Genomic DNA, 25,960 nt, shown 5'->3' on the forward strand with positions numbered 1-25,960 from the left:
TCAGATCCCTCGGAACGAGCGGATCTCAGGGACCGGGAAGCTGCCGGGTTCGACGTTCCATGAGGGCACGTCGAAGACGGCGATCGAGGAGGGACGGAACCCATCGGGCACCCCCGCGTCCGCGGAGAGATGGCCGATCACCTCGGCGACGGTCGGCTGATGGCCGACGATGTACGCGCACTGCGCACCCGCCGGGATCGACCGGATCGCGTCCATCCAGTCCTCGACTCCTCCACCGTAGAGGGACTCGTCGACGGTGAGCTCGAGGTCGGTCCCCGACTGTCGATTGACGGCTTCGACGACGGCCTGACCGGTCTGGACGGTGCGCTTGGCCGCCGAGGCGATCGCCACCTCGGGCGTCCATCGCTCGGCGATCTCCGCGCCGGCCTCGACCGCCTGGGCGAGTCCCGTCGCATTGAGGGTCCGCTCGAAGTCGCTGGGGCCGTCAGCCTCCGCCTTCGCGTGGCGGGCGAGGATGAACACTGGCATGGCGCGGTCCTCAGGCTCCGGTGGAGTGGAAGCCGCCGTCGACGTGGACCATCTCGCCGGTCGTGGCGGGGAACCAGTCGGAGACCAGCGCGACGATCGCCTTGCCGGCGGCCGACGTGTCCTTCTGGTCCCAGCCCAGCGGTGCGCGATCGCCCCACATGTCCTCGAGCGTCTCGAAGCCGGGGATCGAGGTCGCAGCGGTCGTCTTGAGCGGGCCGGCGGAGACGAGGTTGACGCGGATGCCCTTGTCCCCGACGTACTTCGCGAGGTAGCGGGCGGTCGACTCGAAGGCGGCCTTGGCCACTCCCATCCAGTCGTAGACCGGCCACGAGATCGTCGCGTCGAAGGTGAGGCCGACGATGCCGGCGCCCGGGTTGAGCACGGGCAGGGCAGCGACGGTGATCGCCTTGAGCGAGTAGGCGGAGACGTGGATGGCCGCCTGCACCGACTCCCACGGGGTGTCGAGGAAGACGCCGCCGAGGGCGTCCTTCGGGGCGAAGGCGATCGCGTGGACGATGCCGTCGATGTTGCCTTCGAGGCGCTCGGGCAGAGCCGCGAGGTCCTCTTCGTTCGTCGCATCGAGTTCGATGACGCGCGGGGTCACGGGCAGGCGCTCGGCGATGACCTGGGTGATCTTCATCTGCCGGCCGAAGCTCGAGAGGATGACCTCGGCTCCCTGTTCCTGCGCGATCTTCGCGGCGGCGAAGGCGATCGACGCCTCCGTGAGCACACCGGTGACGAGGATGCGCTTTCCCTCAAGAATTCCCATTGCGGTCCTTTCTCAGTTCAGTACTCCGCGAACGCGATTCGTCGCGCCGCAGAGGAGGTTGGTTGTCAGTGTCCCATGCCGAGGCCGCCGTCGACGGGGATGACGGCTCCGGAGATGTAGGACGCGTCGTCGGAGGCGACCCAGCGGACGACGCGGGCGACCTCGTCGGCTTCGGCGAAGCGCTTGGCGGGGATCGTCGCCAGGTACTCCTTCCGCTGCTTCTCGTCGAGTTCATCGGTCATGTCGGTGCGGATGAAGCCGGGAGCGACGACGTTGGCGGTGATGCCGCGGGAGCCGAGCTCACGGGTGATCGAACGGGCGAGGCCGACGAGGCCGGCCTTCGACGCCGAGTAGTTGGACTGTCCGGGCACTCCGTAGAGGCCGGAGACCGAGGAGATGAGGACGATGCGTCCCTTCTTCGCCCGGATCATGTTCGTGATCGCCCGCTTGACGGTGCGGAAGGCCCCGGCGAGGTTCGTGTCGAGGACGGCGTCGAAGTCGTCCTCGCTCATCCGCATGAGCAGGTTGTCCCGGGTGATGCCGGCGTTGGCGACGACGACCTCGACGGGTCCGAGCTTCTCCTCGACCTCGGTGAAGGCGCGGTCGAGGGATTCGGCGTCGGTGACGTCGGCGGCCACGGCGAGTGCGCCGTCGGGGGCGTCGCCGTTGCGCGAGGTCACGGCCACCGTGTCTCCGGCGGCGAGGAACTCCTCGGCGATGGTGCGGCCGATTCCGCGGTTGCCTCCGGTGACGAGGACTACTCGGGGTTCTGACACGGGACTCTCTCCTGTAGGTCGACGATACAGACCCAACCTATCGTGTTTGGTCCGACCTCGACATGCTCACACAAAGCAAGCGTATGATTTTGTAGGTAGACCCGAGTGAAGAAGGTTATGTCCAGGCACCCGCAGCAGATCACGACAGCAGACACTGCTCTCGACGACGACATGAAGTCGCGGATCATCAAGTACTCGATCACGATGACGATCCGCACCCTCTGCTTCGTAGCCGCCTATTTCGCATTCGCAGCCTCGCAGCACGTGCTCATGTGGATCTTCGTCGCCGGCGCGGTCCTTCTGCCCTACCCTGCTGTGATCTTCGCCAACGCCGGACGTGAGCGCACCCGCGACGACCGCTCGGCGCTCATCGACTCGGCCCCGCTCACCCAGTTGCCTCCCGGACGCGGGGAGACGATCAGCGAGGACGGGACGACCGTCATCGACGGCGAGACCGTCGTCGACGGTGCGACGGCGGCCGGGGACGCTGAGGCGGGTCCAGCGGCGTCGCAGCCCTTCCGCGGCGACGACGGGCGCGAGCACCTCTTCACCGCCGACATCGCCGGCGAGGTCGTCGACGAGGGCGACCTCGACGACGCGCGCGACACCGGCGACGGGCGCGGACGCGACGAGAGGCCAGGATCCGGCGACGCCACAGGTGGGCGCCGATGACGGAAGCACTGCGATGCTCGGCCAAAGGCTGCCGAGCCGATGCCGCACGGGCGATCCTGTGGAACAATCCGAGCCTGCACACGCCCGAGCGGCGGAAGGTCTGGCTCGCATGCGACGAGCACCTCGACCATCTGCGTGAGTTCCTCACCCTGCGCGGTTTCTACCGCACCGACGTGACCATCGACGAGATCCCGGAGGGCGCCGGCTGATGTCCCGCTATTCGTTCCTGCTCAGCAGCCGCTGGCTCAAGTACATCGCGATGACGATCGTCGTCGTCGTCGCCTGCGTGTTCCTCGCACTCTGGCAGAAGGACCGCCGCGCCGAACGCCAGCATGAGATCGACACGATCAATGCGAACTACTCCGCGGCCCCGGTCGACATCGGAGCGATCCTGCCGACCACCTCGGCGACTCTCGATGCCGACGACGAATGGCGTCCGGTCAGCCTCACCGGGCAGTACCTCACCGCGGACACCGTGCTCGCCCGCAACCGGACGGTGAACGACAAGGTCGGCTTCTACGTCGTCGTTCCCTTCCGGCTCACCAGCGGGGAGACGATCGCCGTCGTGCGCGGGTGGGTGCCCGAGGCCGAGTCCGTCCCCGAGGCCCCGAGCGGCGAGCAGACGATCACCGCTCGGCTCAAGATCGCCCAGGACGGATCCGAGGACACCAACCCCGCCGGGATGATCAAGGCGATCGATCCCGCCCGGATCCCCGGCATGGACGACGCGTATGCCAACGTCTACGCCGAGGAGGCCGACGTCGACGCGACCGCGGGGCTCACTCCCCTGCCCGAACCCGACGTCAACCCCGGCAACCACCTCTCCTACATGCTCCAGTGGTTCGCGTTCGGGATCATGATCATCATCGCCGTGTCGATCTCGGCCAGGCGTGAGCGCCGGGCGACCGCCGAGGCGCTCGGCACGGATGCCGGGGAGGCCGAGTACGTCGTCGTCGACAAGGCCGCCCTCGATGCGGGCGCGAAGATGACCCAGCCCGGGTCACGATACGGTCGCGGCCGCTTCGTCACCCCGAGTGCGCGCGGACGCGACGAAGCCGACGAGGACGAACTGCTCGAGGAGCGCTTCCGCAGCCGGTGAGACCGCGCAGCCGGTGAGCCGGCTCAGCCCGTGAGATCGCTCAGGTGAGGGTGACGAGGTCGAGGTAGCTGTCGTTCCACAGGTCCTCGTCGCCGTCGGGCAGGAGGAGGACCCGGTCCGGGTCGAGGGCCGCGACCGCTCCCTCATCGTGGGTGACGAGGATGATCGCCCCCTCGTACCGGCGGATCGCGGAGAGGATCTCCTCACGCGATGCCGGATCGAGGTTGTTCGTAGGCTCGTCGAGGAGGAGGACGTTGGCACTCGAGACGACGAGCGTGGCGAGTGCCAGGCGCGTCTTCTCCCCGCCGGAGAGGACCCCGGCCGGTTTGTGGACGTCGTCACCGGAGAAGAGGAACGAGCCGAGGACGTTGCGCACCGCGGTGTCGTCGAGGTGCGGGGAGTTCCGGCGCATGTTCTCGAGCACGCTGAGTTCGAGGTCGAGGGTCTCGTGCTCCTGCGCGTAATAGCCGAGCTTGAGTCCGTGACCGGGGACGACCTCACCCGAGTCGGGTTCGTCGAGACCGGCGAGGAGACGCAGCAGCGTCGTCTTGCCGGCACCGTTGAAGCCGAGGATGACCACGCGTGAGCCCTTGTCGATTGCGAGGTCGACGCCGGTGAAGACCTCCGTTGACCCGTAGCTGCGGGAGAGACCCGAGGCGGTCAGCGGCACGCGACCGCAGTCGGCGGGGGCCGGGAATCGGAGGTTCGCGACCTTCTCGGCGCTGCGTTCGTCCTCGAGGCCCGCGAGCATCCGCTCGGCGCGTTTGACCATCTGCTGGGCGGCGACGGTCTTCGTCGCCTTGGCCATCATCTTGTTCGCCTGGGCGGTGAGCGCTGCGGCCTTCTTCTCGGCGTTCGCGCGCTCCCGCCGCCGGCGCCGCTCGTCGTCCTCCCGCTGCTTGAGGTAGAGGCGGTAGCCCATCGAGTAGATGTCGATGGTCTGTCGCATCGCATCGAGGAAGAAGACCTTGTTGACGACTTCGTCGATGAGGTCGAGGTCGTGGCTGATGACGATGAGTCCGCCCGAGTACGCCTTGAGGTAGTCGCGCAGCCAGAGCACGGATTCCGCGTCGAGGTGGTTCGTCGGCTCGTCGAGGATCATCGTGTCCGGGGCGGAGAAGAGGATCCGGGCGAGTTCGACCCGCCTGCGCTGACCGCCGGAGAGCGTCCCGATCTCCTGGTTGACGAGGTCCTCGTCGAGGCCGAGGTTCGCGGCGATCGCATAGGCCTCGGATTCGGCGGCATAACCGCCGGCGGCGACGAACTCGGCTTCGATGCGCGGGTAGCGGTCGATCGCCTTCGCGGCGACATCCGCATCGGGCGAGGCCATCTGCCTCTCGGCCTTCCGCAGCCGCTTGACGAGGACGTCGAGGTCGCGGGCCCCGAGGATGCGCTCCTTGGCCGTGGCCTGCAGGTCGCCGCTGCGGGGATCCTGGGGCAGGTACCCGACGGTGCCGGAGACCGAGACGGATCCGGCATTGGCGGGGTGACCGCCCATGATCACCTTCGTCAGGGTCGTCTTCCCTGCGCCGTTGCGTCCGACGAGTCCCACCCGATCGCCCTTGTCGACGCGGAAGGAGACATCGGACATGAGGGTGCGGGCGCCGACGGCGACCTCGAGGCCGGAGGCCTGGATCATTCGCTCTCCAAACTGCGGCCGATGAGCTCGGCCAGGTATTTCTGTGGGTGGATGCCACGGGCCCGGGCCCGGGAGACGAGGGCGTCGGCGACGTGGGCGGGCACGCGGGTGGAGACGACGGTCGTCGCCTCGGCGGTGGCACCCGAGGCAGCCTCCTCGGCGCCAGCGGCGTCCTCGGCACCGACGCTCACCGGCGTCCCCGCGGGGACGTATCCCGGGCCTTCCGGGACCGGGGTGCCTCTCTGGAACGCGGTCGCAGCGGCCCGCGCGCGATCGTCGGCGGCTTCGTTCATCGCATGGTTGCTGTGGCCTTTGACCCATTCGAACTCGACCTCGCGGCCGGTCAGCGCCGCGTCGAGGGATTCGAGGAGGTCGCGGTTGAGGACCTCCCTGCCGTCGGCCTTCTTCCAGCCCTTGCGCTTCCAGCCGGGCATCCACTTCGTCAGCGCGTTGATGACGTACTGGGAGTCGCAGAAGACCTTGAGGTCCTCACCGGTGTCCGCGGTCGCGTCGAGGAGGTCGAGGACGGCCATGAGCTCACCGCGGTTGTTCGTCGCGTTCTTCCATCCGCCTGCCCGCCAGCTCTCGTCGTCGATGTACCACGCCCACCCGGCCGGTCCGGGGTTGCCGAGGGCGGAGCCGTCGGCGGCAGCGATGATCGTCACAGAGTTCTCCTCGATGTCTGAGCCCGGGCAGCAGAGTCTCGGTCCCGCCGGTCGGCGGACCCGGACCATTCTTTCATGTCCGCTCCGTGCGCGCAGACAGGACCGCTCGTGCGCTCCCCCACACGCACATCGCCGAGGTGGGACGCCCGGTTCCGGGGTCCCACCTCGGCGGTGGTCTCAGACGTCCCCGCGGGGACGCGTCCTCAGATGTTGAAGCCGAGCGCCCGCATCTGCTCGCGGCCGTCCTCGGTGATCTTCTCCGGACCCCATGGCGGCATCCACACCCAGTTGATGCGGTAGGCGGGCACGATCCCGTCGAGGCACTGGGCGGTCTGGTCCTCGATGACGTCGGTGAGCGGGCACGCCGCCGAGGTGAGCGTCATCTCGATGACGGCGGTGCCGTCGTCCTCGACGGTGAGTCCGTAGACGAGTCCGAGGTCGACGATGTTGACGCCGAGCTCGGGGTCGACGACGTCCATCATCGCTTCGCGGACCTCCTCGACGCTGGCGTTCTGCGGTGCGTCTATGACTTCGGGCATCACTTCTCCTCGTTGTCTGCTGAAGCGCTGTCAGCTGTCGCATCTGTCCCGGCCTGCGCCTGGCCGAGCGCGTCCTTGAACGCCATCCATGCCAGGAGGGCGCACTTGATCCGCGCCGGGAACTTCGACACTCCCTGGAACGCTGCGGCGTCGCCGAGTATTTCCTCGTCGGCCTCCCCGGTTCCGCGGGAGTGCATGAGCTCGTGGAAAGCGGCTTCGATCTCGAGCAGTTCGGGAATCGTCGCCGAGGCGGCGAGCTCGGTGAGCACGGACGCCGAGGCCATCGAGATCGAACACCCGTCGCCCATCCAGCGCACGCTCACGGTGCCGTCGGTGCCCAGCTCCGCTTCGAGCTCGATCTCGTCCCCGCACGTGGGGTTGACCTGGTGGGAGTACCCATGGGGTCCGGTCGCCGAGTCCCCGAGCAGGGCCGAGTTGCCGATGCGCGAGCGCGAATGGTCGAGGATGACCTGCTGGTAGAGCTGCTCCATCTGCGTAGTCATGACGCCTGCCTTCCCGCGCTCTCCTCCGTGAGCCCGAAGAACGGGCGCACCTCGGCCAGGGCCGTGAGGAAGCGGTCGACGTCGTCGGTGTTGTTGTACAGGTACGTGCTCGCCCGCGTCGAGGCGGTCACCCCGAAGCGCCGGTGGAGCGGCTGCGCGCAGTGGTGTCCCACCCGCACGGCCACACCCTTGGAGTCGAGGTACTGTCCGACGTCGTGGGCGTGGACGCCGTCGACGTCGAAGGCCACCGTCCCGATCCGCTCCTCGGCATCGCCGAGGATGCGGATCCCGGGGATCTCCCGGATCCCCTCGAGGAGGCGGCGACCGAGCTCCCGCTCATGGTCGAGAACCTTGTCGAGGCCCACCTCGGCGAGGTAGCCGATGGCCGTGGCGAAGGCCGCGACCTCGGCGACCGGCTGGGTGCCGGCCTCGAAGCGCTGGGGGGCGGACATGAACTCGGCTGAGTCCATCGTCACCGTCGTGATCATCGACCCGCCGGTGAGCACGGGCGGCAGCGCGTCGAGGAGCTCCGACTTCCCCCAGAGGACGCCGAGACCGGTGGGCCCGAGCGCCTTGTGGGCGGAGAACGCCGCGAAGTCGACGTCGAGAGCAGCGAAGTCGACGGGCATGTGCGGCACGGACTGGCACGCGTCGAGGACGACGTACGCACCGACCTCGCGGGCACGGGCGACGAGCCGGTCGACGGGGTTGATCGTGCCGAGGACGTTGGAGACATGCGTGAACGCGAGCACCTTCGTCGTCTCATCGACGATCGTCTCGAGGTCGGCCAGGTCGAGCTCTCCGGCGTCGGTCACCGGGATCCACCGCAGCTGCGCGCCGGTGGCCTCGGCGAGCTGCTGCCACGGCACGAGGTTCGCGTGGTGCTCCATCTCGGTGACGACGATCGAGTCGCCCTCGCCAAGGGAGAAACGGCTGGCGGCCTCGCCGCCGAAGCCGTGGCTCGCCCGGTCCATGCCGAGTGCGACGATGTTGAGTGCCTCGGTGGCGTTCTTCGTCCACACGACCTGGTCCGGGTCACCCCCGACGAGCCCGGCCACGGCCGCGCGCCCGTTCTCGAACGCGTCGGTGGCCATGACGGCCAGCGAATGCGCGCCCCGGTGGACGGCGGCGTTGCGCTGCGTGAAGTACTCCGTGAATGTGTCGATGACGCATTCGGGCTTCTGTGAGGTCGCCCCGGAGTCGAGGTAGGTCAGTGGTGACTCCCCGACCCTCGTCTCGAGGATCGGGAAGTCACCGCGCAGCCGGGAGAACATCAGACCGCGGCGGAGAGGAAGCGGTCGTAGCCTTCGTTCTCGAGGCGCTCGGCCAGTTCCGGTCCGCCCTCCTCGGCGACCTTGCCCTTGACGATGACGTGGACGAAGTCGGGCTTGATGTAGCGGAGGATGCGCGTGTAGTGCGTGATGAGGAGCACGCCGACGTCGGTGGTCTCGCGCACCCGGTTGACGCCTTCGGAGACGATGCGCAGGGCATCGACGTCGAGGCCGGAGTCGGTCTCGTCGAGGACGGCGAACTTCGGCTTGAGCATCTCCATCTGGAGGATCTCGTGGCGCTTCTTCTCACCGCCGGAGAAGCCCTCGTTGACGTTGCGGGTCGCGAACTCGGGGTCGACGCGCAGCTGCTCCATCGCCGACTTGAGGTCCTTCGTCCAGTTCCGCAGCTTCGGCGCTTCGCCGTCGATGGCCGTCTTGGCCGAGCGGAGGAAGTTCGTCACGGTGACGCCGGGGACCTCGACGGGGTACTGCATGGCGAGGAAGAGACCGGCCTTCGCCCGCTCGTCGACGGTCATGTCGAGGACGTCCTCACCGTCGAGGGTGACGGATCCGGAGGTGACCTCGTATTTCGGGTGACCGGCGAGGGAGTAGGCGAGGGTCGACTTGCCCGAGCCGTTGGGGCCCATGATCGCGTGGGTCTGGTTCGAGTCGATCTCGAGGTTGATGCCGTTGAGGATCGGCTTCTGGCCGGCCTCGGTGTTGACGCTGACGTGCAGGTCGGAGATCTTGAGCTTGGACATGGTTATCCTTTTCAGTTCACAGTCGTGTTCGGGTCGATGAGGATGCGGCCGGCGACCTCTTCGCAGGCATAGACCGCAACGGGTTCGAAGGCCGGGGGGCTCAGCGGGGCGCCGGTGTTGAGGTCGAACTGCGAGCCGTGGAGCCAGCATTCGATGGCGCAGCCCTCGACGTCGCCTTCGGCCAGGGACACCTCGCCGTGGGTGCAGAGATCGTCGATGGCGTGGATGACGCCGGCGGAGTCGCGGGCCAGGCAGATCTCCCGGCCCACGACGTCGACCCGCACGGCTTCTCCCGCGGCCACGTCGGCGGTGGCCGCGACGTCGATCATGCTCACAGGACGCTCCGGGCGAGTTCGTCCTCGATGCGCGCGCTGAGGACGTCCTCGATCTCGGGAACCTGGATCTTCTGGATCACCTCGTTGAAGAAGCCGCGGACGACGAGCTGACGGGCGACGTCCTCCGGGATCCCGCGCGACATGAGGTAGAAGAGGTGCTCCTCGTCGAAGCGGCCCGTCGAGGAGGCGTGGCCCGCACCCTCGATGTCGCCGGTCTCGATCTCGAGGTTGGGCACCGAGTCCGCGCGCGCCCCATCGGTGAGGATGAGGTTGCGGTTGAGTTCGTACGTGTCGATGCCGAGCGCTTCGGGGCGGATGAGGACGTCGCCGATCCACACGCTGCGCGCGTCCTTGCCCTGCAGAGCACCCTTGTACATGACGTTCGACGTCGCCTTCGCGGTGTTGTGGTCGATGTACGTGCGGTGCTCGAGGTGCTGTCCGGCATCGGCGAAGTAGAGGCCGAGGAGCTCGGCCTCCCCGCCGGTGGCGGAGTAGCGGACGTTGGCGTTGAGGCGAACGACGTCGCCGCCGAGGGTGACGACGATGTGCTTGAGCTTCGCGTCCTTGCCGACGATCGCATCGTGCTGGCCCAGGTGCTGGGAGCCGTCGTCCCACAGCTGCAGGGAGACGAAGGTGAGGTCAGCGCCGTCGCCGACGACGAGGGAGACGAGCTCGGAGTACCGGGTCAGTCCCTCGTGTTCGACGACGATCGTCGCCTTGGAGTTCGCTCCCACGGAGACGACGACATGGCCGTGGACGAGGTCCGTGCCCGCGCCGTCGGCGTGGATGATGACCGCCTCGTCGAGTTCGGTGTCGGCGGGCACAGAGTAGTGCGTCACGGTGCTCGTGCGCTCCGCGGCGACGGCTGCGGCGCGGTCCTCGGGCTCGAGGATGCCGAGCTCCTGGGCGGCGTCGAGCGAGATCTCCTCGACGGTCACGCCGGCCGGCAGGTCACCGGTGACGGTGAGCTTCGCCTCGGTAGGGGCGTCGGCGAAGAAGTCGCTCAGCCTGCGCACAGGCGAGAACCGCCACTCCTCCTCGCGGCCGGACGGGACCGGGAAGTCGGCGACAGAGAAGCTGCGCGTGCGGGCGTCGCGCTTCGCGTCGGGCACGTGGACGCCGGCACCGTGCGAGTGCTCGGAGACGCCGAGCGGATTGGTCGTATCAGTCACAAATTCTCCTTGAAGGTCAGGTCGCAGTCGGGCTCAGCCCACTGCGCCTTCCATCTGCAGTTCGATGAGGCGGTTGAGCTCGAGGGCGTACTCCATCGGCAGCTCACGGGCGATCGGCTCGACGAAGCCGCGCACGATCATCGCCATCGCCTCGGTCTCCTCGAGGCCGCGGGACATGAGGTAGAAGAGCTGGTCCTCGCTCACCTTCGACACGGTCGCCTCGTGGCCGAGCGTGACGTCGTCCTCGCGGATGTCGATGTAGGGGTACGTGTCCGAACGGGAGATGTTGTCCACGAGCAGGGCGTCGCAGAGGACGTTGTTCGACGATCCCTCGGCACCCGGGTAGACGTGGACGAGTCCGCGGTAGCCGGCCCGACCGCCGCCGCGGGCGACGGACTTCGAGACGATCGAGGACTGCGTGTGGGGGGCGGCGTGGACCATCTTCGCCCCGGTGTCCTGATGCTGTCCCTCACCGGCGAAGGCGACGGAGAGCGTCTCGCCGCGGGCGTGCTCGCCGGTCAGCCAGATCGCGGGGTACTTCATCGTCACCTTCGAGCCGATGTTGCCGTCGACCCATTCCATCGTCGCGCCCTCTTCGGCGATCGCGCGCTTGGTGACGAGGTTGTAGACGTTGTTCGACCAGTTCTGGATCGTCGTGTAGCGGACGCGGGCGTCCTTCTTCGCGATGATCTCGACGACCGCCGAGTGGAGGGAGTCCGTCTTGTAGATCGGGGCCGTGCAGCCTTCGACGTAGTGGACGTAGGAGCCCTCGTCGGCGATGATGAGCGTGCGCTCGAACTGGCCCATGTTCTCCGTGTTGATGCGGAAGTAGGCCTGCAGCGGGATCTCGACGTGGACGCCCTTGGGGACGTAGATGAAGGATCCGCCCGACCACACGGCGGTATTCAGCGCGGAGAACTTGTTGTCGCCGGCCGGGATGACCGAGCCGAAGTACTCCTCGAAGATCTCCGGGTGCTCCTTGAGACCGGTGTCGGTGTCGAGGAAGATCACGCCCTGGCTCTCGAGCTCCTCGTTGATCTTGTGGTAGACGACCTCGGACTCGTACTGCGCGGCGACGCCGGCGACGAGGCGCTGCTTCTCGGCTTCGGGGATGCCGAGGCGGTCGTAGGTGTTCTTGATGTCCTCGGGCAGGTCCTCCCACGACTGGGCCTGGCCCTCGGTGGAGCGGACGAAGTACTTGATATCGGCGAAGTCGATGCCCGAGAGGTCGGCGCCCCAGTTCGGCATCGGCTTCTTCTCGAAGAGCCCCAGCGCCTTGAGGCGGCGCTGGAGCATCCATTCCGGTTCGCCCTTGAGCGTCGAGATGTTGCGCACGACGGCTTCGGAGAGCCCGCGCTCCGCTGCGGCGCCTGCGTCGTTCTCGTCGTGCCAGCCGTACGCGTACTGCCCGAGGTCTTTGAGCTCGGGGTTCGCTTCGATGATCGGATTGCTGGTGTCAGTCATCGTGAACCTCCTTGAGGTCGATCGTTTGCGTGGATGGGTGGCCTGGTGAGTTCCGAGGTCGGGATGTGGGTGGTGCAGACATGGTCGCCGTGCGCCAGTGATGAGAGACGGCGGACGTCGACCCCCAGATACTCCGAGAACATCGCGAGCTCTGCTTCGCAGATCTCGGGGAACTCGGCCGCCACGGATTGGATCGGACAGTGCCCTTGGCACAGCTGCATCGCCTCGAGCGGGGTTCCGGCGGCCACCGGCGTCGCCGAGGCGGCGTAACCCTCCCGAGTCAGTGCTGAGGCCAGCGCGCGGGACCGGGAGGCGACGGAGCGTCCGCCCCGCTTCTCCAGCTCCCCGCCGAGCCGCTCGCGCAGCTTGGCGACGAAGTCGTCGGAGAAGGCGCCCACCGCGTCCGCTCCCATCCGGCCCTGGAAGAACCGGAGGATGTTCACCGCGAGCTCGTCGTAGGAGCGGCTGAGCTCGTCATGTCCGCGGGAGGTGACCACGTAGTGCCTGGCGGGTCGTCCCCGACCTGCCTGCTTTCCGGCGAAGCCGCGGACTTCGATGAGCCCCTCGGCTTCGAGCGCGTCGAGGTGACGACGGATCGCCGCCGGGGTGAGCTCAAGCCCTTTGGCCAGCGCCGAGGCGGTGATGGGTCCGTCGTCGAGCACGGATCGGAAGACCTTCTGCCGGGTCCGGCTGTCGTCCGCGTCGTTCGCACTCATGCTCCACCTCCTTGACTAACACAACACTATTGTTGCGTAAATTGTTTCGTAAAACTAGGTCAGCCTAACTCCCCCGCCCGTTTAGGCAGGACCATTCGACGGGTCGTAGAATGTACGGGTGGTTCAATCGGCTCTCACCATCCGTGGACTCCGCTATGCGTACGGGGCACACCAGGTCGTCGACGGCATCGACCTCGAGGCGAGCGTCGGGTCGGTGCTCGGCGTCCTCGGACCCAACGGTGCGGGCAAGTCGACGACGATCTCGCTCGCGGTGGGCACGAGGCGGCCCGATGCGGGAACCGTCGAGATCTTCGGTCTCGATCCCTACCGGCGCCACGAGGAGACGTCCCAGCTCGCCGGCGTCATGCTCCAGGACGGCGGACTGCCGATGAGCGCGAAGCCGATGGCCGTGCTGCGCCACCTCGCCTCCCTCTACGCCGATCCGCGTCCGCTGAGCGAACTCGCAGGCGTCCTCGGCATCCCGGAGTTCGCCGGGCGGTCGATCCGCCGCCTCTCGGGAGGGCAGAGGCAGCGGGTGGCACTCGCCGCAGCTCTCATCGGCCGTCCCCGCATCGTCTTCCTCGACGAGCCGAGCGCCGGTCTCGACCCGCAGGCCCGGGAGGTCGTCCACGACGTCATCAGGGATCTCGCCGCCTCCGGTGTCGCCGTCGTACTCACCACCCATGACCTCGCCGAGGCGGAGCTGCTTGCCGATGACATCGTCGTCATCGACCGCGGTCGGATCATCGCCCGCGGCGCCCCTGAGGAGCTGCGCAGCTCCTCGGGCGTCGGCCGCCGCCTCGTCATCACCGTCCCCGACGCCCCCGATCCGCTCTCCGAGGCGGGCAGGCACCTGTCCGAGTCGCTCAGCGCCGTCGCCCCGACCACCGTCCAGGGCACCCTCGTCATCGCCTCCGGCAGCCTCGACAGCACCCGCATCGCCGGCCTGTGCGCGGTCATCGCCGAGGCGGGACTGACGATCGGGGACATCGCGATGCAGTCGCAGTCGCTCTCCGACGTCTTCTTCGAACTCACCGGGAGGCCCCTGCGATGAGCACGCTCGAGATCCCCCGCGTCCGGGGCATGCGGGCACGCCGTGTGCTCTCCCAGGCCCGCTTCGAGACGGTCGCGGTGCTGCGCAACGGCGAACAGCTCCTCCTCGCCCTCATCCTTCCGCTCGGCCTGCTCGTCTTCCTCACGACGACCCCGCTGCTCGAGGCGCTCGGCGCGATCCCCGCGGGTGGGGACCGGCTGAGCATCGCCCTGCCGGGCACGCTCGGACTCTGCCTCGCCTCGACGGCGTTCACCGGGCAGGCCATCGCCACGGCCTTCGACCGCCGCTACGGAGTCCTCGCCCAGCTCGCGACGACGCCGCTGGGCACGACGGGCCTCATCCTCGGCAAGCTCGGAGCCGTCATCGTCGTCGTGCTCATCCAGTACGCCCTCGCCTTCGCCATCGCGTGCATGTTCGGCTTCACCGGCCCCGTCCACGTCCTCCCGCTCATCGTCGCCACCGTACTCGGCACGGCCACCCTGCTCGCGCTCGGACTGCTCATGGCCGGGACCCTGCGGGCGGAGGCGACGCTCGGGGCGGCCAACCTCGTGTGGGTGCTCATGGCCGGCGGCGGCGGGCTCGTCCTACCCGGGACCGGGGAATGGGGCACCGTCGTCGGCTACCTGCCCTCCGGGGCGCTCGGCGACGCGCTGCGGGCGAGCGTGGGCGGCGGCTGGGATGTCAAGGCATTGATCGTGCTCCTCGTCTGGGGCATCGTGGGAGCGCTTGCCGCACGCAGGTGGTTCCGTTTCGAATGAGGAGAGAAGTGAACAGGATCCGCATCGCCGCCTGGGCCATGCTCATCGCCCAGGCAGGCATCATCTTCACCGGCGGCATCGTCCGCCTCACCGGTTCGGGCCTCGGCTGCACCGACTGGCCGAAGTGCACCCCGGACTCGTTCGTGGCGACGAAGGCGATGGGCATCCACGGCGCCATCGAATTCGGCAACCGCACCCTCGCGGTTCTTCTCGCCCTCCTCGGCGTGGCCATCCTCGTCCTCCTCTGGAAGCACCGCAAGGCCCGCCCGGACCTCTTCTGGCTCAACATCGGACTCACTGCCATCGTCCCGGTCCAGGCGGTGATGGGCGGGATCACCGTGTGGACGAAGCTCAACCCGTGGGTCGTCGCCGGCCACTTCGTCCCCTCGGCCATCGCCGTCGGCGTCGCCGCCTACTTCGTCCGTCGCACGTACGACACCGGGGTGCGCACGGGTGAGAAGGCGCCGAACCCGCTTCCGGCGCTCGGCTGGATCATCCTCGTCCTCACCGCGGTCATCGTCCTCTTCGGCGTGCTCACCACGGGTGCCGGGCCGCACTCAGGATCGACGATCTCGACCCGCAACGGACTCGACAACGTCTGGGTCACGCGTCTGCACGCCCTGCCCGTGTGGCTGCTCGTCGCCGCGACGATCACGGCACTGCTCTATGCGCGCAGACGGTGGGCCCCGATGGTCGCCCCGCTCGTCGTCCTCCTCGTCGTCGAGATCGCCCAAGGCGTCATCGGCTATGCGCAGTACTTCCTCGGCGTCCCCATCGTCCTCGTGGCATTCCATATGATCGGACTCTCGGCTACGATCGCAGCCAGTGTCGCTGTGCTCGACAGCGCCTACCCGAGGAGAGTCCATGCCGACGCCGATCGTTCCGTGTCTCTGGTTCACTGACCGCGCCGAGGAGGCGATGGAGTTCTACTGCTCCGTCTTCCCGAACTCCCGCATCGTCTCGATCGAACGCTACCCGGACGAGAGCCTCGACGAGCACTTCGCCGGGATGCGCGGCAAGGTCATCACGGGGGTCTTCGAACTCGACGGCAACCGCTTCATCTGCCTCGACGGCGGACCCGCCTTCACCTTCAACGAGGCGATCTCGCTCACCGTCGAATGCGCGGACCAGGCGGAGATCGACCATTACTGGCAGGCGCTCTCGGCCGTCCCGGAGTCCGAGCAGTGCGGCTGGCTCAAGGATCGCTACGGGATCAGCTGGCAGATCGTGCCGAAGAACCTCGACGAGCTGATGACCGGCGACGCACAGGTGCGCGCCCTCATGGGGATGAAGAAGATCGTCATCGCCGACCTCGTCGCGGCCGGCTGAGGCCCATCACCGGAGGCTCACCCCCAGGCAGGGGTGGTCAGCGCGGCCCGCGGCCGGTCACCAGAGACTGGGCAGCAGCGGAGTGACGAACGGGTCGACGGCCACGGCGAGGAAGAGCAGCGAGAGGTACGTGATCGAGCCGTGGAAGACCTTCATCGCCCGCAGTGAGGTGCCGTAGAGGCCCTTCTTCGCCCGGGAGACGAGCGCGTAGCACGACCAGAGGAACCAGGCTCCGGCGAGGACGGCGACCGCGGCGTAGACCGGACCCATCGGGGCGACCGGGATGAGTGCGAGCGAGGTGAGGACCATCGCCCACGTGTAGAGGATCATCTGGCGGCCCACCGAGGTCGGCGGGACCTTCGAGGGCAGCATCGGCACCTCGGCGGCGTCATAGTCCGCTTTGTACTTGATCGCCAGCGGCCAGTAGTGCGGGGGCGTCCAGAAGAAGATGACGAGGAAGAGGATGAGCGGCTCCCACGACAGTCCCCCGGTGACCGCGGACCAGCCGATGAGCACGGGCATGCACCCGGCGGCACCGCCCCACACGATGTTCTGCGTGGTCCGGCGCTTGAGGATGAGTGTGTAGAAGACCGCGTAGAGGAGGATCGCACATGCGGTCAGGCCCGCGGCCATCCAGTTCGTGAAGCCGCCGAGCCAGAAGATCGAGCCGAGGCCGAGGACGACGGCGAAGATGAGCGCAGCCCTGGGTGAGATCTCCCCGGTGACGAGCGGTCGGTGCTTCGTCCGATCCATCTTCGCGTCGATGTCGCGGTCGACGTAGCAGTTGAACACCGACGCCGAGGCGGCCGCTGCGGCCCCGCCGATGAGGGTGTTGAGCACGAGCCAGAGATCCGGCATGCCGCGGGCGGCGAGGAACATCACCGGCGCGGTCGTGACGAGGAGGAGTTCGATGACCCGGGGCTTCGTCAGCGCGATGTAGGCGCCGATGATCGAGCGGGGTCGCTTCGAGTGTCGAGCTTCGTCGATGGTCCTCTGCAGGGGTCGTTCGCTCTGCGTGTCCGGGGTCTGACGAAGTTCACTCACTTGCCCGATTCTACCCTCTGTCGAACGAATTGCCAGTTGGGGTCCGGCGAGTCTCCCTGTCGTCCCGGAGGTCCCCGCGCTCGCGTCGACGACGGCGCACGCCGACGATGACTCCCATGATCAGCGCGGCGGGGAGGAGAACGGCCCACTGGTAGGCGGGCAGGAAGAAGAAGCCGAGTGCGGCGAGGGGATCGTCGAGTGTGAGCATGTCGACATCGACCCAGAGGCCGAACGCACCGGCGAGCACCGTGAAGACCACGCCCGACCACCAGATGAGCCCGGCCGGTCGGGCGAAGACGAGGACGACGAGGACGGCGACGAAGGGACTCGCCCCCGGCAGGACGACGGCGATCCAGCCGAGCACCGCGTCGGAGACGGCGACGGCATCGGACCACTCGGTGCCGAAGGGAGCGATGAACCAGCCGGCGACGACGATCTGCCCGAGCATGAAGAGCACGGGCAGTCCGGTGCCGATGATGCGGGCCGCGAGCGCAGTGCGGGGCCCGGGTCTGCGGGACCTGCGGGTATCGGGGTCGGTGGGGATGAGGTCTCCTTCTCGCCTCGCGGTGCCTCTCGTGCCGCACTGCGCATGTCGTGACCTCCAGGAATATCACAGGGTGGCGCAGGCCTGAGGACCGCGCCGGTGCGCGGTAGAGTTTGAGTGGACGCACCGCCCCGATGTGAAGGATCACTCGACGACATGACAACCCTGTCCTGGACAGACCTCGACTCCCGCGCAGTCGACACCGCCCGCCTCCTCGCCGCCGACGCCGTGCAGAAGGCCGGCAGCGGTCACCCCGGCACCGCGATGAGCCTCGCTCCCGTCGCCTACTACCTCTACCATCACGCGCTCACCCTCGATCCGGCCGATCCGTCGTGGGCCGGACGCGACCGCTTCGTCCTCTCCCTGGGACACAGCTCGCTCACCCAGTACGTCCAGCTCTACCTCGCCGGGTTCGGCCTCGAACTCGATGATCTCAAGGCGCTGCGCACATGGGGTTCGCTCACTCCCGGCCATCCCGAGGTCGGGCACACCCCGGGTGTCGAGATCACCACGGGACCGCTCGGCTCCGGTGTCGCCTCGGCGGTGGGCATGGCCATGGCCGCCCGTCGCGAACGCGGACTCTTCGACCCCGATGCGGCTCCCGGCACCTCGCCGTTCGACCACCAGATCGTCGTCCTCGCCTCAGACGGGGACATGGAGGAGGGCGTTTCCGGTGAGGCCTCGTCGCTGGCCGGCACCCAGGAGCTCTCGAACCTCCTCGTCATCTGGGACGACAACCGCATCTCCATCGAGGACGACACGGCCATCGCCTTCGGCGAGGACACCGCAGCCCGCTACGAGGCCTACGGCTGGCACGTCCAGCACGTCGACTTCACCGCCGGCGGTGAGTACACCGAGGACATCGACGCCCTCCACGCGGCCGTCGAGGCCGCGAAGGCCGATCCTCGCCCGTCCTTCATCCGCCTCTCGACGGTCATCGCGTGGCCGGCCCCGAACGCCCAGAACACTGGGGCCTCCCATGGCTCTGCCCTCGGCGAGGACGAGGTGCGGGCGACCAAGGAGGTCCTCGGCTTCGACCCCGATGAGAAGTTCGCGATCGCCCCCGAAGTGCTCGAGCACACGCGTGCCGCCCGGGAGCGCGGACGCGAGGCGCACCTGGCCTGGAATAAGAAGTTCGAAGAGTGGAAGAACGCCAACGCCGAGCGCGCGCAGCTCTTCGAGCGCCTGTCCACCCGCAGCCTGCCCGAGGGCCTCGACGCGGACTTCCCCGTCTTCGACGCCGACGAGAAGGGGATCGCGACCCGCGCCGCCTCCGGCAAGGTCCTCAACGCGATCGCCGCACGGATGCCCGAACTCTGGGGCGGTTCGGCCGACCTCGCCGGATCGAACAACACCCTCGTCAAGGACGATCCGAGCTTCCTGCCCGAGCACCGGTCGACCGACACCTTCACCGGCAACCCCTACGGACGCAACATCCACTTCGGCGTCCGCGAGTTCTCCGCCGGGCTCATCGGCAACGGCATCGCCCTCCACGGCGGCACCCGCCCGTACAACGGCACCTTCCTCGTCTTCAGCGACTACCAGCGACCAGCCGTGCGCCTGGCCGCGCTCCAGGAGCTGCCGAACATCTTCGTCTGGACGCACGACTCGATCGGGCTCGGCGAGGACGGGCCGACCCACCAGCCCATCGAGCACCTCTCGGCCCTGCGCGCGATCCCGGGACTCGACGTCGTCCGTCCCGCGGACGCCAACGAGACCTCCGTCGTGTGGCGGAAGATCCTCGAGCGCACCGACGGCCCCACGGGTCTCGTCCTCACCCGCCAGAACGTCCCCGTCCTCGACCGGACGAAGTACGCTCCGGCCTCCGAGGCGGCCCGCGGCGGCTACGTCCTCCACGACACCGCCGACGACCCGCAGGTCGCGATCATCGCCACCGGCTCCGAGGTCCAGCTCGCCCTCGCCGCGGCCGAGGAGCTGCAGAGCAGAGGCATCGCGACCAGGGTCGTCTCGATGCCGAGCCAGGAATGGTTCGACGCCCAGCCCGAGGACTACCGTGAGGCAGTCCTCCCCCGCGCCCTCAAGGCGCGCGTGAGCGTCGAGGCCGCCTCGGCGATGAGCTGGCACCGCTACCTCGGCGATGCCGGCCGCGCCGTGTCCATCGAGCACTTCGGAGCCTCGGCGGACTACCAGACGCTCTACGAGAAGTTCGGCATCACCGCCGACGCGGTCGTCACCGCGGCCGAGGAGTCCATCTCCGCAGCGAAGGGAGAAGCATGAGCGAGAACCTCACCCGCCTGTCCGAATCAGGGGTCTCCGTCTGGCTCGACGACCTGTCACGGACCCGGCTCGAGACCGGTGACCTCCAGGAGCTCGTCGAGACGAAGAACGTCGTCGGAGTGACGACGAACCCGACGATCTTCGCCACCGCGATCGCCGGCTCCGACTCCTACGACGGGGCGCTGCGCGAGCTCGCGGCCGCCGGAGCCGACGCCGAGGAGGCCATCGAGTCCCTGACGACCTCCGACGTCGCCGCTGCGGCCCGTCTGCTCCGCCCCGTCTATGACGCCACGGACGGCGCCGACGGCCGCGTCTCGATCGAGGTCCCTCCCCCGCTCGCCCGTGACACCGCGGGCACGGCGACGGCGGCGAAGATCATGTGGGAGCGCGTGGGCGAGCCCAACGCGATGATCAAGATCCCCGCGACCGAAGAGGGGCTGTCAGCGATCGCCGACACCATCGGTGCGGGCATCAGCGTCAACGTCACCCTCGTCTTCTCGCTCACCCGCTACCGGCACGTCGTCGAGGCCTACCTCCAGGGACTCGAGAAGGCGCGGGCGGCAGGCCACGACCTCTCGACCATCCGGTCGGTCGCCTCGATCTTCGTCTCCCGCGTCGATGCGGAGATCGATGCCCGGCTGGGCAAGCTCGACGATCCCGCCGCCGCGGAGCTCGCGGGCCGGGCGGGCATCGCCAACTGCATCCTCGCCCACGAGATCCACTCCCAGCTCTTCACCTCGGAGCGCTTCCGCGTGCTCGAACTCGCCGGAGCGAGGCCGCAGCGCCTGCTCTGGGCCTCGACCGGGGTGAAGAACCCCGACTACCCGGACACGATGTACGTCACCGGGCTCGTCGCGCCGGACACCGTGAACACGATGCCCGAGGCGACGCTGCGGGCCTTCGACGACCATGGCGAGGTCGGTGCCGCGATCTCCCCCGAGGACTACCGCGCCGCCGACGAGGTCTTCGATCAGCTCGCCCGCCTCGGCATCGACTACGCCGACGTGATGAGGGTGCTCGAGACCGAGGGGCTGGAGAAGTTCGACGTCAGCTGGAGCGAACTCCAGAACACCGTGAAGCGGGCATTGGAGCGCACATGAGAGTCGAGCTGAGCGTCCCCGTCTCCGCGGAGTTCGACGCCGAGATCGCCCGGCTGCTCGCCGATCGCGTGCCCTCGCGCATCGCCGACCGCGACGGGACGGTGTTCACCGACGCCGCCGTCGCCGGTGACCGCCTCGGCTGGGTGGATCTCCCCTCACGCGCCGAGGAGCTGCTCACCGAGATCGAGGAGCTGCGGGAGCGCCTCGCCGGTGCCGGGCTGCGTTCGATCAGCCTCACCGGCATGGGCGGGTCGTCGCTGGCCCCCGAGGTGATGGCCACGGCCGCCGGCGTCGACCTCGAGATCGTCGATTCGACCGATCCCAATCAGGTCGCCGAGGCGATCGGCACCGACCTCGACCACACCGTCCTCGTCATCGCCTCGAAGTCGGGGACGACGATCGAGACCGACGCGATCCGGCGGGCCTTCGCCGCGGCGTTCGAGGCCGTCGGCATCGACCCGGCCTCCCGGTTCATCGCGATCACGGATCCGGGCACCGAACTCGACGCCCTGGCGACCGAGCAGGGTTACCTCGCGACGTTCCACGGCGATCCTTCGGTCGGGGGCCGTTTCAGCGCCCTCTCCCCCTTCGGGCTCGTTCCCGCGGGTCTCGCCGGCGTCGATGTCCGGCAGATCGTCGCCTCCGCGGCCGCGATCTCCTCCGACCTCACCCTCGACAGCGAGGACAATCCGGCGCTGCGCTTCGGCACATGGCTCGGCATCGCCCACGCGCGGGCGACGGAGAAGCTCGTCCTCGCCGACACCTCACCTGCGCTGCGCGGGCTCGGGGCGTGGGTCGAACAGCTTGTCGCGGAGTCGCTCGGCAAGGACGGGCAGGGCATCCTCCCCGTCGTCGTCGACGGTCCCGGCGACATCGGCTTCGCCGACGCCCGTGCCGACGCGGTGCTCTGCACCCTCGGCTCGGATGCCGACTTCGGGGCGCCCTCGGGTTTCAACGCCGTCGTCGACGGCGACCTCGGTGAGCAGTTCCTCTTCTGGGAGTTCGCCACCGCGGTCGCCGGGTACAGCATCGGCGTCGACCCGTTCGACCAGCCCGACGTCGAGGCGGCGAAGGCGTTCGCCCGCGCGGCCCTCGACCAGGGTGCGCAGAATGACGAGTACCCCGTGTTCGCCGACGGCGATGTCGAGGTCTACGGCGACGTCGACGAGGCGACCGACCTCGTCGGCGCCCTGCGCGAGCTCTTCGACAGCGTCGACGAGTACGGCTACATCGGCGTCCAGGCCTACCTCGACCGTCTCGGCGACGCCGGGGCCGCCGATCTGCGCCCGCTCGTCTCCCGGCACGCGGGAGTGCAGACGACGTTCGGCTTCGGCCCCCGCTACCTCCACTCGACGGGTCAGTACCACAAGGGCGGGCACCCGAACGGGGTGTTCCTCCAGATCACAGCCGACCCGCGGACGGAGCTGCTGGTACCGGGCCGAGGCTACGGCTTCGCAGAACTCCAGCGCGCCCAGGCGCTGGGGGACGCCGCGGCGCTGCGGGAGCGGGGACGTCCCGTCCTCCGGCTCCACCTCACGGACCGGGCCCGTGGCCTCGACCAGGTGCGGCAGGCGATCACAGCGATCGAGCCGCACCACCACTACGGCGTCGACTGAGCCGAACTCCCCCACCGGGGACGCAGACCCAGCGGAGACGCAGACGACGGCCCTCACCGATCACGGTGAGGGCCGTCGTCGTGACGCTGCTGATCAGCTGGAGAAGCGCGTGATGAGTCCGAGGAGGATGATCGAGGCGCCCCAGACGATCGCCATCAGCGCGGTGAAGCGGTTGAGGTTGCGCTCAGCCACACCGGAGGACCCGAGGGAGGACGACATGCCGCCGCCGAACATGTCGGACATGCCGCCGCCCTTGCCCTTGTGCATGAGGATGAGCAGGGTGAGGAAGATGCTCGTGAGGACGAGCACGCCGATGAGAACGAAGGTGAGGATTTCCACGTCGAGTTCAACCTGTGTTTCTGTCAGAGGATTTGCGGTTCAGTCTACTGGCCGACGGCGGCCTTGCACAAAGCGGCGAAGTCGGGCCCGCTCAGGCTCGCTCCCCCGACGAGGGCACCGTCGACGTCGTCGGAGACGAGGATGTCGGCGACGTTGTCGGTCTTCACGGATCCTCCGTAGAGGATCCGTGTCGATTCGGCGAGGCTGTCGCCGTAGATCTCCCGCAGCCACCCCCGGATGGCCGCAGCCATCTCTGCGGCGTCCTCGGCGGTCGCGGTCTTCCCCGTCCCGATCGCCCACACGGGTTCGTAGGCGATGACGAGTCCGGTCAGGTCCTCGGCGGAGAGTCCGGCCAGCGACTCCTCGAGCTGGGCGAGCGTGAACTCGACGTGTGTGCCGTCCTCCCGCTGGTCGAGGGACTCCCCGACGCAGAGGATGGGCACGAGGTCGTGGCCGAGAGCGGCCTTGACCTTGGCAGCGACGACGTCGTTCGTCTCGTGGTTGTCGGCGCGGCGCTCACTGTGGCCGACGACGACGTAGGTGCAGCCGAGCCGGCTGAGGAACGTCGCGGCGATCTCACCGGTGTGGGCGCCCGGCTCGTGGCGGGAGACGTCCTGGGCGCCGTAGCGCAGCCACAGCTTGTCGCCCTGGACGAGGGTCTGCACGGAGCGGATGTCGGTGAAGGGCGGGATGACGACGACTTCGCACTGCGAGTCGTCGAGCTTCGCGTCCTCGAGAGCCCATGCGAGCTTCTGCACGGTCGAGATCGCCTCGAGGTGGTCGTGGTTCATCTTCCAGTTGCCGGCGAGCAGCAGGGTGCGGTCAGTCATGGTGGTCGGTCCTCACGCGAGAGCGTCGATGCCGGGCAGGGTCTTGCCTTCGAGGTATTCGAGGCTGGCCCCGCCGCCGGTGGAGATGTGGCCGAATTCGTTGTCGGAGAAGCCGAGTGCGCGGACGGCGGCCGCGGAGTCCCCACCGCCGACGACGGTGAGCCGGTCGGCCGGAGCGCCGGGAGCCGAGGCGGTGAGCGCCGCCGCGACGGTCTTCGTGCCCTCGGCGAAGGCCGGGAACTCGAAGACGCCCATGGGACCGTTCCAGAACACGGTCTCCGACTCGGCGATGACCTTCGCGTACGCGGCCGCGGTGTCGGGTCCGATGTCGAGTCCGAGTCCCGAGTCTCCTGCCGGGGTGTCGACGAGGCGGTCGATGGGGCGGACCCAGTGCTCGGCTTCGGGGGCGAAGGATGCGGCCATGACGATGTCCGTGGGCAGCATGATCCGTGCCCCGCCGGCTTCGGCGCGCTCGAGGTAGCCCTTGACGTCGTCGATCTTCTCCTCTTCGACGAGGCTCGACCCGATGTCGTGGCCGAGCGCTGCGAGGAACGTGAAGACCATGCCGCCGCCGATGAGGAGGTTGTCCGCGCGGGCGATGAGGTTGTCGATGACACCGAGCTTGTCGGAGACCTTCGACCCGCCGAGGACGACGGTGAAGGGGCGCGCCGGATCGTTGAGGAGCCGGTCGCTCACCTCGACCTCGGCCTGGACGAGCGATCCCGCGTAGTGCGGGAGGAGCTCGGCGAGTTCGTACACCGACGCCTGCTTGCGGTGGACGACGCCGAAGCCGTCGGAGACGAAGTCGTCGGCGAAGGCGGCGAGCTGCCCGGCGAACTCGCGCCGCTCGGATTCGTCCTTCGACGTCTCCCCCGGGTTGAAGCGGAGGTTCTCCAGCAGAAGCACGTCGCCGTCGCCGAGCTCGGCGACCTTCGCCTTCGCATCCTCACCGACCGTGTCCGAGGCGAAGGCGACGTCGCGGCCGATCGCCTCGGCGAGCTCACCGGCGACCGGGGCGAGCGAGAAGTGCGGGTCGGGTTCGCCCTTGGGGCGCCCGAGGTGGGAGATGACGATCACTCGGGCTCCCGCCTCGGCGAGTGACCTGATCGTCGCGGCGGACGCGAGGATGCGCCCCCTGTCCGTGATCGTCGTCCCGTCCATGGGGACGTTGAGATCGCTGCGGACGAGCACCGTGCGGTGCGCGAAGATCGACGGGTCGGTGAATGTCCTCATTGGGGCCTTTCGCTGAGCAGGTAGCTGACCATGTCCTTGAGCCGGTTCGAGTATCCCCACTCGTTGTCGTACCACGCGACGACCTTGACCTGGTCGCCGAGGACCATCGTCAGCTCCGAGTCGGCGATCGCCGAGGCGGTGGTGCCGACGATGTCGGAGGACACGAGGGCGTCGGTGGTGTAGTCGAGGTAGGGCGAGTCCTCGGCGGCCTTCTCGAGGATCGCGTTGACCTCGTCGCGGGTCACCGGCTTCTTCGGGGTGAACGTGAAGTCGATGATCGACCCGGCGGGCACGGGCACGCGGATCGCGAAGCCGTCGAGCTTGCCCTCGAGGTGGGGCATGACCTTGCCGACGGTGCGGGCGGCGCCCGTCGTCGTCGGCACGATGTTCATCGCCGCCGCACGGGCACGGCGCAGATCCCGGTGGGGTCCGTCGACGAGCTTCTGATCGCCGGTGTAGGCGTGGACGGTGTTGAGGAGTCCGGATTCGACGCCGACGGCGTCGTCGAGGGCCTTGACGACGGTGGCCATGCAGTTCGTCGTGCACGAGGCGTTGGAGACGACTTCGTGCTTCTCCGGATCGTAGGTGTCCTCGTTGACGCCCATGACGAACGTCGCGTCGACGTCCTTGCCGGGGGCGGAGAGGACGACGGTCGTCACCGTCCCGCCGAGGTGGGCCTCGGCCTGATCACGACGGGTGAAGATGCCGGTGGATTCGACGACGAGTTCGACGTCCTTCGACGACCAGTCGATGGCGGCGGGGTCCTTCTCCGAGAAGACGGCGATCTCCCGCCCGTCGACGATGAGAGAGTCCTCCTCGGCCTCCACGGTGTGGTCGAAGCGCGGCCATACGGAGTCGAACTTCAGCAGGTGGGCGAGGGTCTCGGTGTCGGTGAGGTCGTTGATGGCGACGACCTCGAAATCGGCATCGGGTTCGAGGGACAGACGGAAGAGGGCACGACCGATACGGCCGAAGCCGTTGATAGCGATTCGTCTCATGCCCCGA

At 68.3% G+C, this 25,960-nt stretch carries 29 protein-coding genes; 10 read left to right on the forward strand and 19 right to left on the reverse strand.

The annotated features are described in order from the left end of the window. From AC0VYB_RS10215 to AC0VYB_RS10225, 3 genes are all read right to left on the reverse strand, one after another. Nucleotides 1–489 carry a SixA phosphatase family protein gene (locus AC0VYB_RS10215; protein ID WP_475384685.1) on the reverse strand — a complete coding sequence of 163 codons (489 nt, stop codon included), beginning with the start codon at nt 487–489 and terminating at the stop codon, nt 1–3. Between the two features lie 10 nt (nt 490–499). Next, complete coding sequence (gene fabI / locus AC0VYB_RS10220) at nt 500–1,258, reverse strand: enoyl-ACP reductase FabI (protein ID WP_009375909.1); 759 nt, start codon at nt 1,256–1,258, stop codon at nt 500–502. A 65-nt stretch (nt 1,259–1,323) separates the two neighbouring features. Further along, a complete protein-coding gene (locus tag AC0VYB_RS10225; RefSeq protein WP_009375911.1) occupies nt 1,324–2,034 on the reverse strand; it encodes a beta-ketoacyl-ACP reductase in 711 nt (236 codons plus the stop codon). Nucleotides 2,035–2,151: 117 nt separating this feature from the next. On the opposite strand from AC0VYB_RS10225, the gene AC0VYB_RS10230 reads away from it, so the two are divergent. The 3 genes from AC0VYB_RS10230 to AC0VYB_RS10240 are packed head-to-tail and all read left to right on the forward strand — an operon-like array spanning nt 2,152 to nt 3,805. Then, nucleotides 2,152–2,706, forward strand: coding sequence for a DUF3099 domain-containing protein (locus AC0VYB_RS10230; RefSeq protein ID WP_009375913.1), 555 nt, complete (start codon nt 2,152–2,154; stop codon nt 2,704–2,706). Then, complete coding sequence (locus AC0VYB_RS10235) at nt 2,703–2,915, forward strand: hypothetical protein (RefSeq protein WP_009375915.1); 213 nt, start codon at nt 2,703–2,705, stop codon at nt 2,913–2,915. Before AC0VYB_RS10230 ends, AC0VYB_RS10235 begins: the two co-directional genes overlap by 4 nt. Further along, complete coding sequence (locus tag AC0VYB_RS10240; protein ID WP_009375917.1) at nt 2,915–3,805, forward strand: SURF1 family cytochrome oxidase biogenesis protein; 891 nt, start codon at nt 2,915–2,917, stop codon at nt 3,803–3,805. The genes AC0VYB_RS10235 and AC0VYB_RS10240 overlap by 1 nt, the downstream gene beginning before the upstream one ends. 40 nt (nt 3,806–3,845) lie before the next feature. On the opposite strand, the gene AC0VYB_RS10245 is transcribed toward AC0VYB_RS10240, so the two are convergent. The 10 genes from AC0VYB_RS10245 to AC0VYB_RS10290 form a co-directional block, all read right to left on the reverse strand. Beyond that, entirely contained in the window at nt 3,846–5,444 is a 1,599-nt protein-coding gene (locus AC0VYB_RS10245; RefSeq protein WP_009375919.1) for an ABC-F family ATP-binding cassette domain-containing protein, read from the reverse strand. Continuing rightward, nucleotides 5,441–6,109 (reverse strand): ribonuclease H family protein, encoded by a 669-nt coding sequence (locus tag AC0VYB_RS10250; protein WP_311201433.1) that lies wholly within the window; start codon nt 6,107–6,109, stop codon nt 5,441–5,443. Before AC0VYB_RS10250 ends, AC0VYB_RS10245 begins: the two co-directional genes overlap by 4 nt. Before the next feature lie 203 nt (nt 6,110–6,312). Beyond that, nucleotides 6,313–6,648 (reverse strand): metal-sulfur cluster assembly factor, encoded by a 336-nt coding sequence (locus tag AC0VYB_RS10255; protein WP_063250279.1) that lies wholly within the window; start codon nt 6,646–6,648, stop codon nt 6,313–6,315. Next, complete coding sequence (gene sufU / locus AC0VYB_RS10260) at nt 6,648–7,151, reverse strand: Fe-S cluster assembly sulfur transfer protein SufU (protein ID WP_100227421.1); 504 nt, start codon at nt 7,149–7,151, stop codon at nt 6,648–6,650. Before sufU ends, AC0VYB_RS10255 begins: the two co-directional genes overlap by 1 nt. Next, the gene (locus AC0VYB_RS10265) at nt 7,148–8,425 is read right to left on the reverse strand and encodes a SufS family cysteine desulfurase (RefSeq protein WP_009377234.1); all 1,278 of its coding nucleotides are present in this window, start codon (nt 8,423–8,425) and stop codon (nt 7,148–7,150) included. The genes sufU and AC0VYB_RS10265 overlap by 4 nt, the downstream gene beginning before the upstream one ends. Next, nucleotides 8,425–9,183: a Fe-S cluster assembly ATPase SufC gene (sufC, locus tag AC0VYB_RS10270; protein ID WP_009377232.1), complete on the reverse strand. Its 759-nt coding sequence runs from the start codon at nt 9,181–9,183 to the stop codon at nt 8,425–8,427. Before sufC ends, AC0VYB_RS10265 begins: the two co-directional genes overlap by 1 nt. Before the next feature lie 11 nt (nt 9,184–9,194). Next, the gene (locus AC0VYB_RS10275) at nt 9,195–9,518 is read right to left on the reverse strand and encodes a non-heme iron oxygenase ferredoxin subunit (protein ID WP_009377230.1); all 324 of its coding nucleotides are present in this window, start codon (nt 9,516–9,518) and stop codon (nt 9,195–9,197) included. Further along, nucleotides 9,515–10,690: a Fe-S cluster assembly protein SufD gene (sufD, locus tag AC0VYB_RS10280; RefSeq protein ID WP_009377228.1), complete on the reverse strand. Its 1,176-nt coding sequence runs from the start codon at nt 10,688–10,690 to the stop codon at nt 9,515–9,517. Before sufD ends, AC0VYB_RS10275 begins: the two co-directional genes overlap by 4 nt. A 33-nt stretch (nt 10,691–10,723) precedes the next feature. Further along, entirely contained in the window at nt 10,724–12,154 is a 1,431-nt protein-coding gene (gene sufB / locus AC0VYB_RS10285; RefSeq protein WP_009377226.1) for a Fe-S cluster assembly protein SufB, read from the reverse strand. Next, a complete protein-coding gene (locus tag AC0VYB_RS10290) occupies nt 12,151–12,870 on the reverse strand; it encodes a helix-turn-helix transcriptional regulator (RefSeq protein WP_009377224.1) in 720 nt (239 codons plus the stop codon). Before AC0VYB_RS10290 ends, sufB begins: the two co-directional genes overlap by 4 nt. A gap of 118 nt (nt 12,871–12,988) precedes the next feature. Between AC0VYB_RS10290 and AC0VYB_RS10295 the strand changes: the two genes are divergently transcribed. From AC0VYB_RS10295 to AC0VYB_RS10310, 4 genes are read left to right on the forward strand one after another with little or no spacing between them, the layout of a single operon-like run. Then, nucleotides 12,989–13,924 (forward strand): ABC transporter ATP-binding protein, encoded by a 936-nt coding sequence (locus AC0VYB_RS10295; protein ID WP_009377222.1) that lies wholly within the window; start codon nt 12,989–12,991, stop codon nt 13,922–13,924. Beyond that, on the forward strand, nt 13,921–14,682 hold the full coding sequence (locus tag AC0VYB_RS10300; protein WP_009377220.1) for an ABC transporter permease: 762 nt from the start codon (nt 13,921–13,923) through the stop codon (nt 14,680–14,682). Before AC0VYB_RS10295 ends, AC0VYB_RS10300 begins: the two co-directional genes overlap by 4 nt. A gap of 8 nt (nt 14,683–14,690) precedes the next feature. Further along, on the forward strand, nt 14,691–15,584 hold the full coding sequence (locus AC0VYB_RS10305; RefSeq protein ID WP_009377218.1) for a COX15/CtaA family protein: 894 nt from the start codon (nt 14,691–14,693) through the stop codon (nt 15,582–15,584). After that, on the forward strand, nt 15,547–16,011 hold the full coding sequence (locus AC0VYB_RS10310; protein ID WP_009377217.1) for a VOC family protein: 465 nt from the start codon (nt 15,547–15,549) through the stop codon (nt 16,009–16,011). The genes AC0VYB_RS10305 and AC0VYB_RS10310 overlap by 38 nt, the downstream gene beginning before the upstream one ends. Nucleotides 16,012–16,068: 57 nt before the next feature. Here the strand turns inward: AC0VYB_RS10310 and AC0VYB_RS10315 are convergent, their stop codons facing one another. Next, entirely contained in the window at nt 16,069–17,055 is a 987-nt protein-coding gene (locus AC0VYB_RS10315; RefSeq protein WP_193338370.1) for a heme o synthase, read from the reverse strand. 10 nt (nt 17,056–17,065) lie between these two features. Further along, entirely contained in the window at nt 17,066–17,512 is a 447-nt protein-coding gene (locus tag AC0VYB_RS10320; protein WP_009377213.1) for a hypothetical protein, read from the reverse strand. Between the two features lie 243 nt (nt 17,513–17,755). On the opposite strand from AC0VYB_RS10320, the gene tkt reads away from it, so the two are divergent. From tkt to AC0VYB_RS10335, 3 genes are read left to right on the forward strand one after another with little or no spacing between them, the layout of a single operon-like run. Beyond that, entirely contained in the window at nt 17,756–19,837 is a 2,082-nt protein-coding gene (gene tkt, locus AC0VYB_RS10325; protein WP_259821357.1) for a transketolase, read from the forward strand. Next, nucleotides 19,834–20,937, forward strand: a complete 1,104-nt coding sequence (tal, locus tag AC0VYB_RS10330; RefSeq protein ID WP_063250273.1) for a transaldolase — start codon at nt 19,834–19,836, stop codon at nt 20,935–20,937. Before tkt ends, tal begins: the two co-directional genes overlap by 4 nt. After that, a complete protein-coding gene (locus tag AC0VYB_RS10335; RefSeq protein WP_259821355.1) occupies nt 20,934–22,553 on the forward strand; it encodes a glucose-6-phosphate isomerase in 1,620 nt (539 codons plus the stop codon). Before tal ends, AC0VYB_RS10335 begins: the two co-directional genes overlap by 4 nt. Before the next feature lie 93 nt (nt 22,554–22,646). Here AC0VYB_RS10335 and secG read toward each other — a convergent pair whose 3' ends face one another. From secG to gap, 4 genes are read right to left on the reverse strand one after another with little or no spacing between them, the layout of a single operon-like run. Further along, nucleotides 22,647–22,892, reverse strand: a complete 246-nt coding sequence (gene secG / locus AC0VYB_RS10340; protein ID WP_009377208.1) for a preprotein translocase subunit SecG — start codon at nt 22,890–22,892, stop codon at nt 22,647–22,649. Nucleotides 22,893–22,936: 44 nt separating this feature from the next. Next, a complete protein-coding gene (tpiA, locus tag AC0VYB_RS10345; protein WP_063250272.1) occupies nt 22,937–23,722 on the reverse strand; it encodes a triose-phosphate isomerase in 786 nt (261 codons plus the stop codon). 12 nt (nt 23,723–23,734) lie between these two features. Continuing rightward, entirely contained in the window at nt 23,735–24,955 is a 1,221-nt protein-coding gene (locus AC0VYB_RS10350) for a phosphoglycerate kinase (protein WP_009377206.1), read from the reverse strand. Beyond that, nucleotides 24,952–25,953: a type I glyceraldehyde-3-phosphate dehydrogenase gene (gene gap / locus AC0VYB_RS10355; RefSeq protein WP_009377205.1), complete on the reverse strand. Its 1,002-nt coding sequence runs from the start codon at nt 25,951–25,953 to the stop codon at nt 24,952–24,954. The genes AC0VYB_RS10350 and gap overlap by 4 nt, the downstream gene beginning before the upstream one ends. Nucleotides 25,954–25,960: the final 7 nt, after the last annotated feature.

It is taken from the genome of Brevibacterium sp. Z349TD_9 (assembly GCF_056173565.1).

Bases quoted from the DNA above. Each gene is read 5' to 3' on its own strand.
- AC0VYB_RS10350 (WP_009377206.1), bottom strand. From the start codon at position 24,955: ATGAGGACATTCACCGACCCGTCGATCTTCGCGCACCGCACGGTGCTC.
- AC0VYB_RS10235 (WP_009375915.1), top strand. From the start codon at position 2,703: ATGACGGAAGCACTGCGATGCTCGGCCAAAGGCTGCCGAGCCGATGCC.
- gap (WP_009377205.1), bottom strand. From the start codon at position 25,953: ATGAGACGAATCGCTATCAACGGCTTCGGCCGTATCGGTCGTGCCCTC.
- AC0VYB_RS10240 (WP_009375917.1), top strand. From the start codon at position 2,915: ATGTCCCGCTATTCGTTCCTGCTCAGCAGCCGCTGGCTCAAGTACATC.
- tkt (WP_259821357.1), top strand. From the start codon at position 17,756: ATGACAACCCTGTCCTGGACAGACCTCGACTCCCGCGCAGTCGACACC.
- AC0VYB_RS10255 (WP_063250279.1), bottom strand. From the start codon at position 6,648: ATGCCCGAAGTCATAGACGCACCGCAGAACGCCAGCGTCGAGGAGGTC.
- AC0VYB_RS10335 (WP_259821355.1), top strand. From the start codon at position 20,934: ATGAGAGTCGAGCTGAGCGTCCCCGTCTCCGCGGAGTTCGACGCCGAG.
- AC0VYB_RS10230 (WP_009375913.1), top strand. From the start codon at position 2,152: ATGTCCAGGCACCCGCAGCAGATCACGACAGCAGACACTGCTCTCGAC.
- sufU (WP_100227421.1), bottom strand. From the start codon at position 7,151: ATGACTACGCAGATGGAGCAGCTCTACCAGCAGGTCATCCTCGACCAT.
- AC0VYB_RS10245 (WP_009375919.1), bottom strand. From the start codon at position 5,444: ATGATCCAGGCCTCCGGCCTCGAGGTCGCCGTCGGCGCCCGCACCCTC.
- tpiA (WP_063250272.1), bottom strand. From the start codon at position 23,722: ATGACTGACCGCACCCTGCTGCTCGCCGGCAACTGGAAGATGAACCAC.
- AC0VYB_RS10310 (WP_009377217.1), top strand. From the start codon at position 15,547: ATGCCGACGCCGATCGTTCCGTGTCTCTGGTTCACTGACCGCGCCGAG.
- AC0VYB_RS10290 (WP_009377224.1), bottom strand. From the start codon at position 12,870: ATGAGTGCGAACGACGCGGACGACAGCCGGACCCGGCAGAAGGTCTTC.
- AC0VYB_RS10300 (WP_009377220.1), top strand. From the start codon at position 13,921: ATGAGCACGCTCGAGATCCCCCGCGTCCGGGGCATGCGGGCACGCCGT.
- sufC (WP_009377232.1), bottom strand. From the start codon at position 9,183: ATGTCCAAGCTCAAGATCTCCGACCTGCACGTCAGCGTCAACACCGAG.
- AC0VYB_RS10215 (WP_475384685.1), bottom strand. From the start codon at position 489: ATGCCAGTGTTCATCCTCGCCCGCCACGCGAAGGCGGAGGCTGACGGC.
- fabI (WP_009375909.1), bottom strand. From the start codon at position 1,258: ATGGGAATTCTTGAGGGAAAGCGCATCCTCGTCACCGGTGTGCTCACG.
- tal (WP_063250273.1), top strand. From the start codon at position 19,834: ATGAGCGAGAACCTCACCCGCCTGTCCGAATCAGGGGTCTCCGTCTGG.
- sufB (WP_009377226.1), bottom strand. From the start codon at position 12,154: ATGACTGACACCAGCAATCCGATCATCGAAGCGAACCCCGAGCTCAAA.
- AC0VYB_RS10265 (WP_009377234.1), bottom strand. From the start codon at position 8,425: ATGTTCTCCCGGCTGCGCGGTGACTTCCCGATCCTCGAGACGAGGGTC.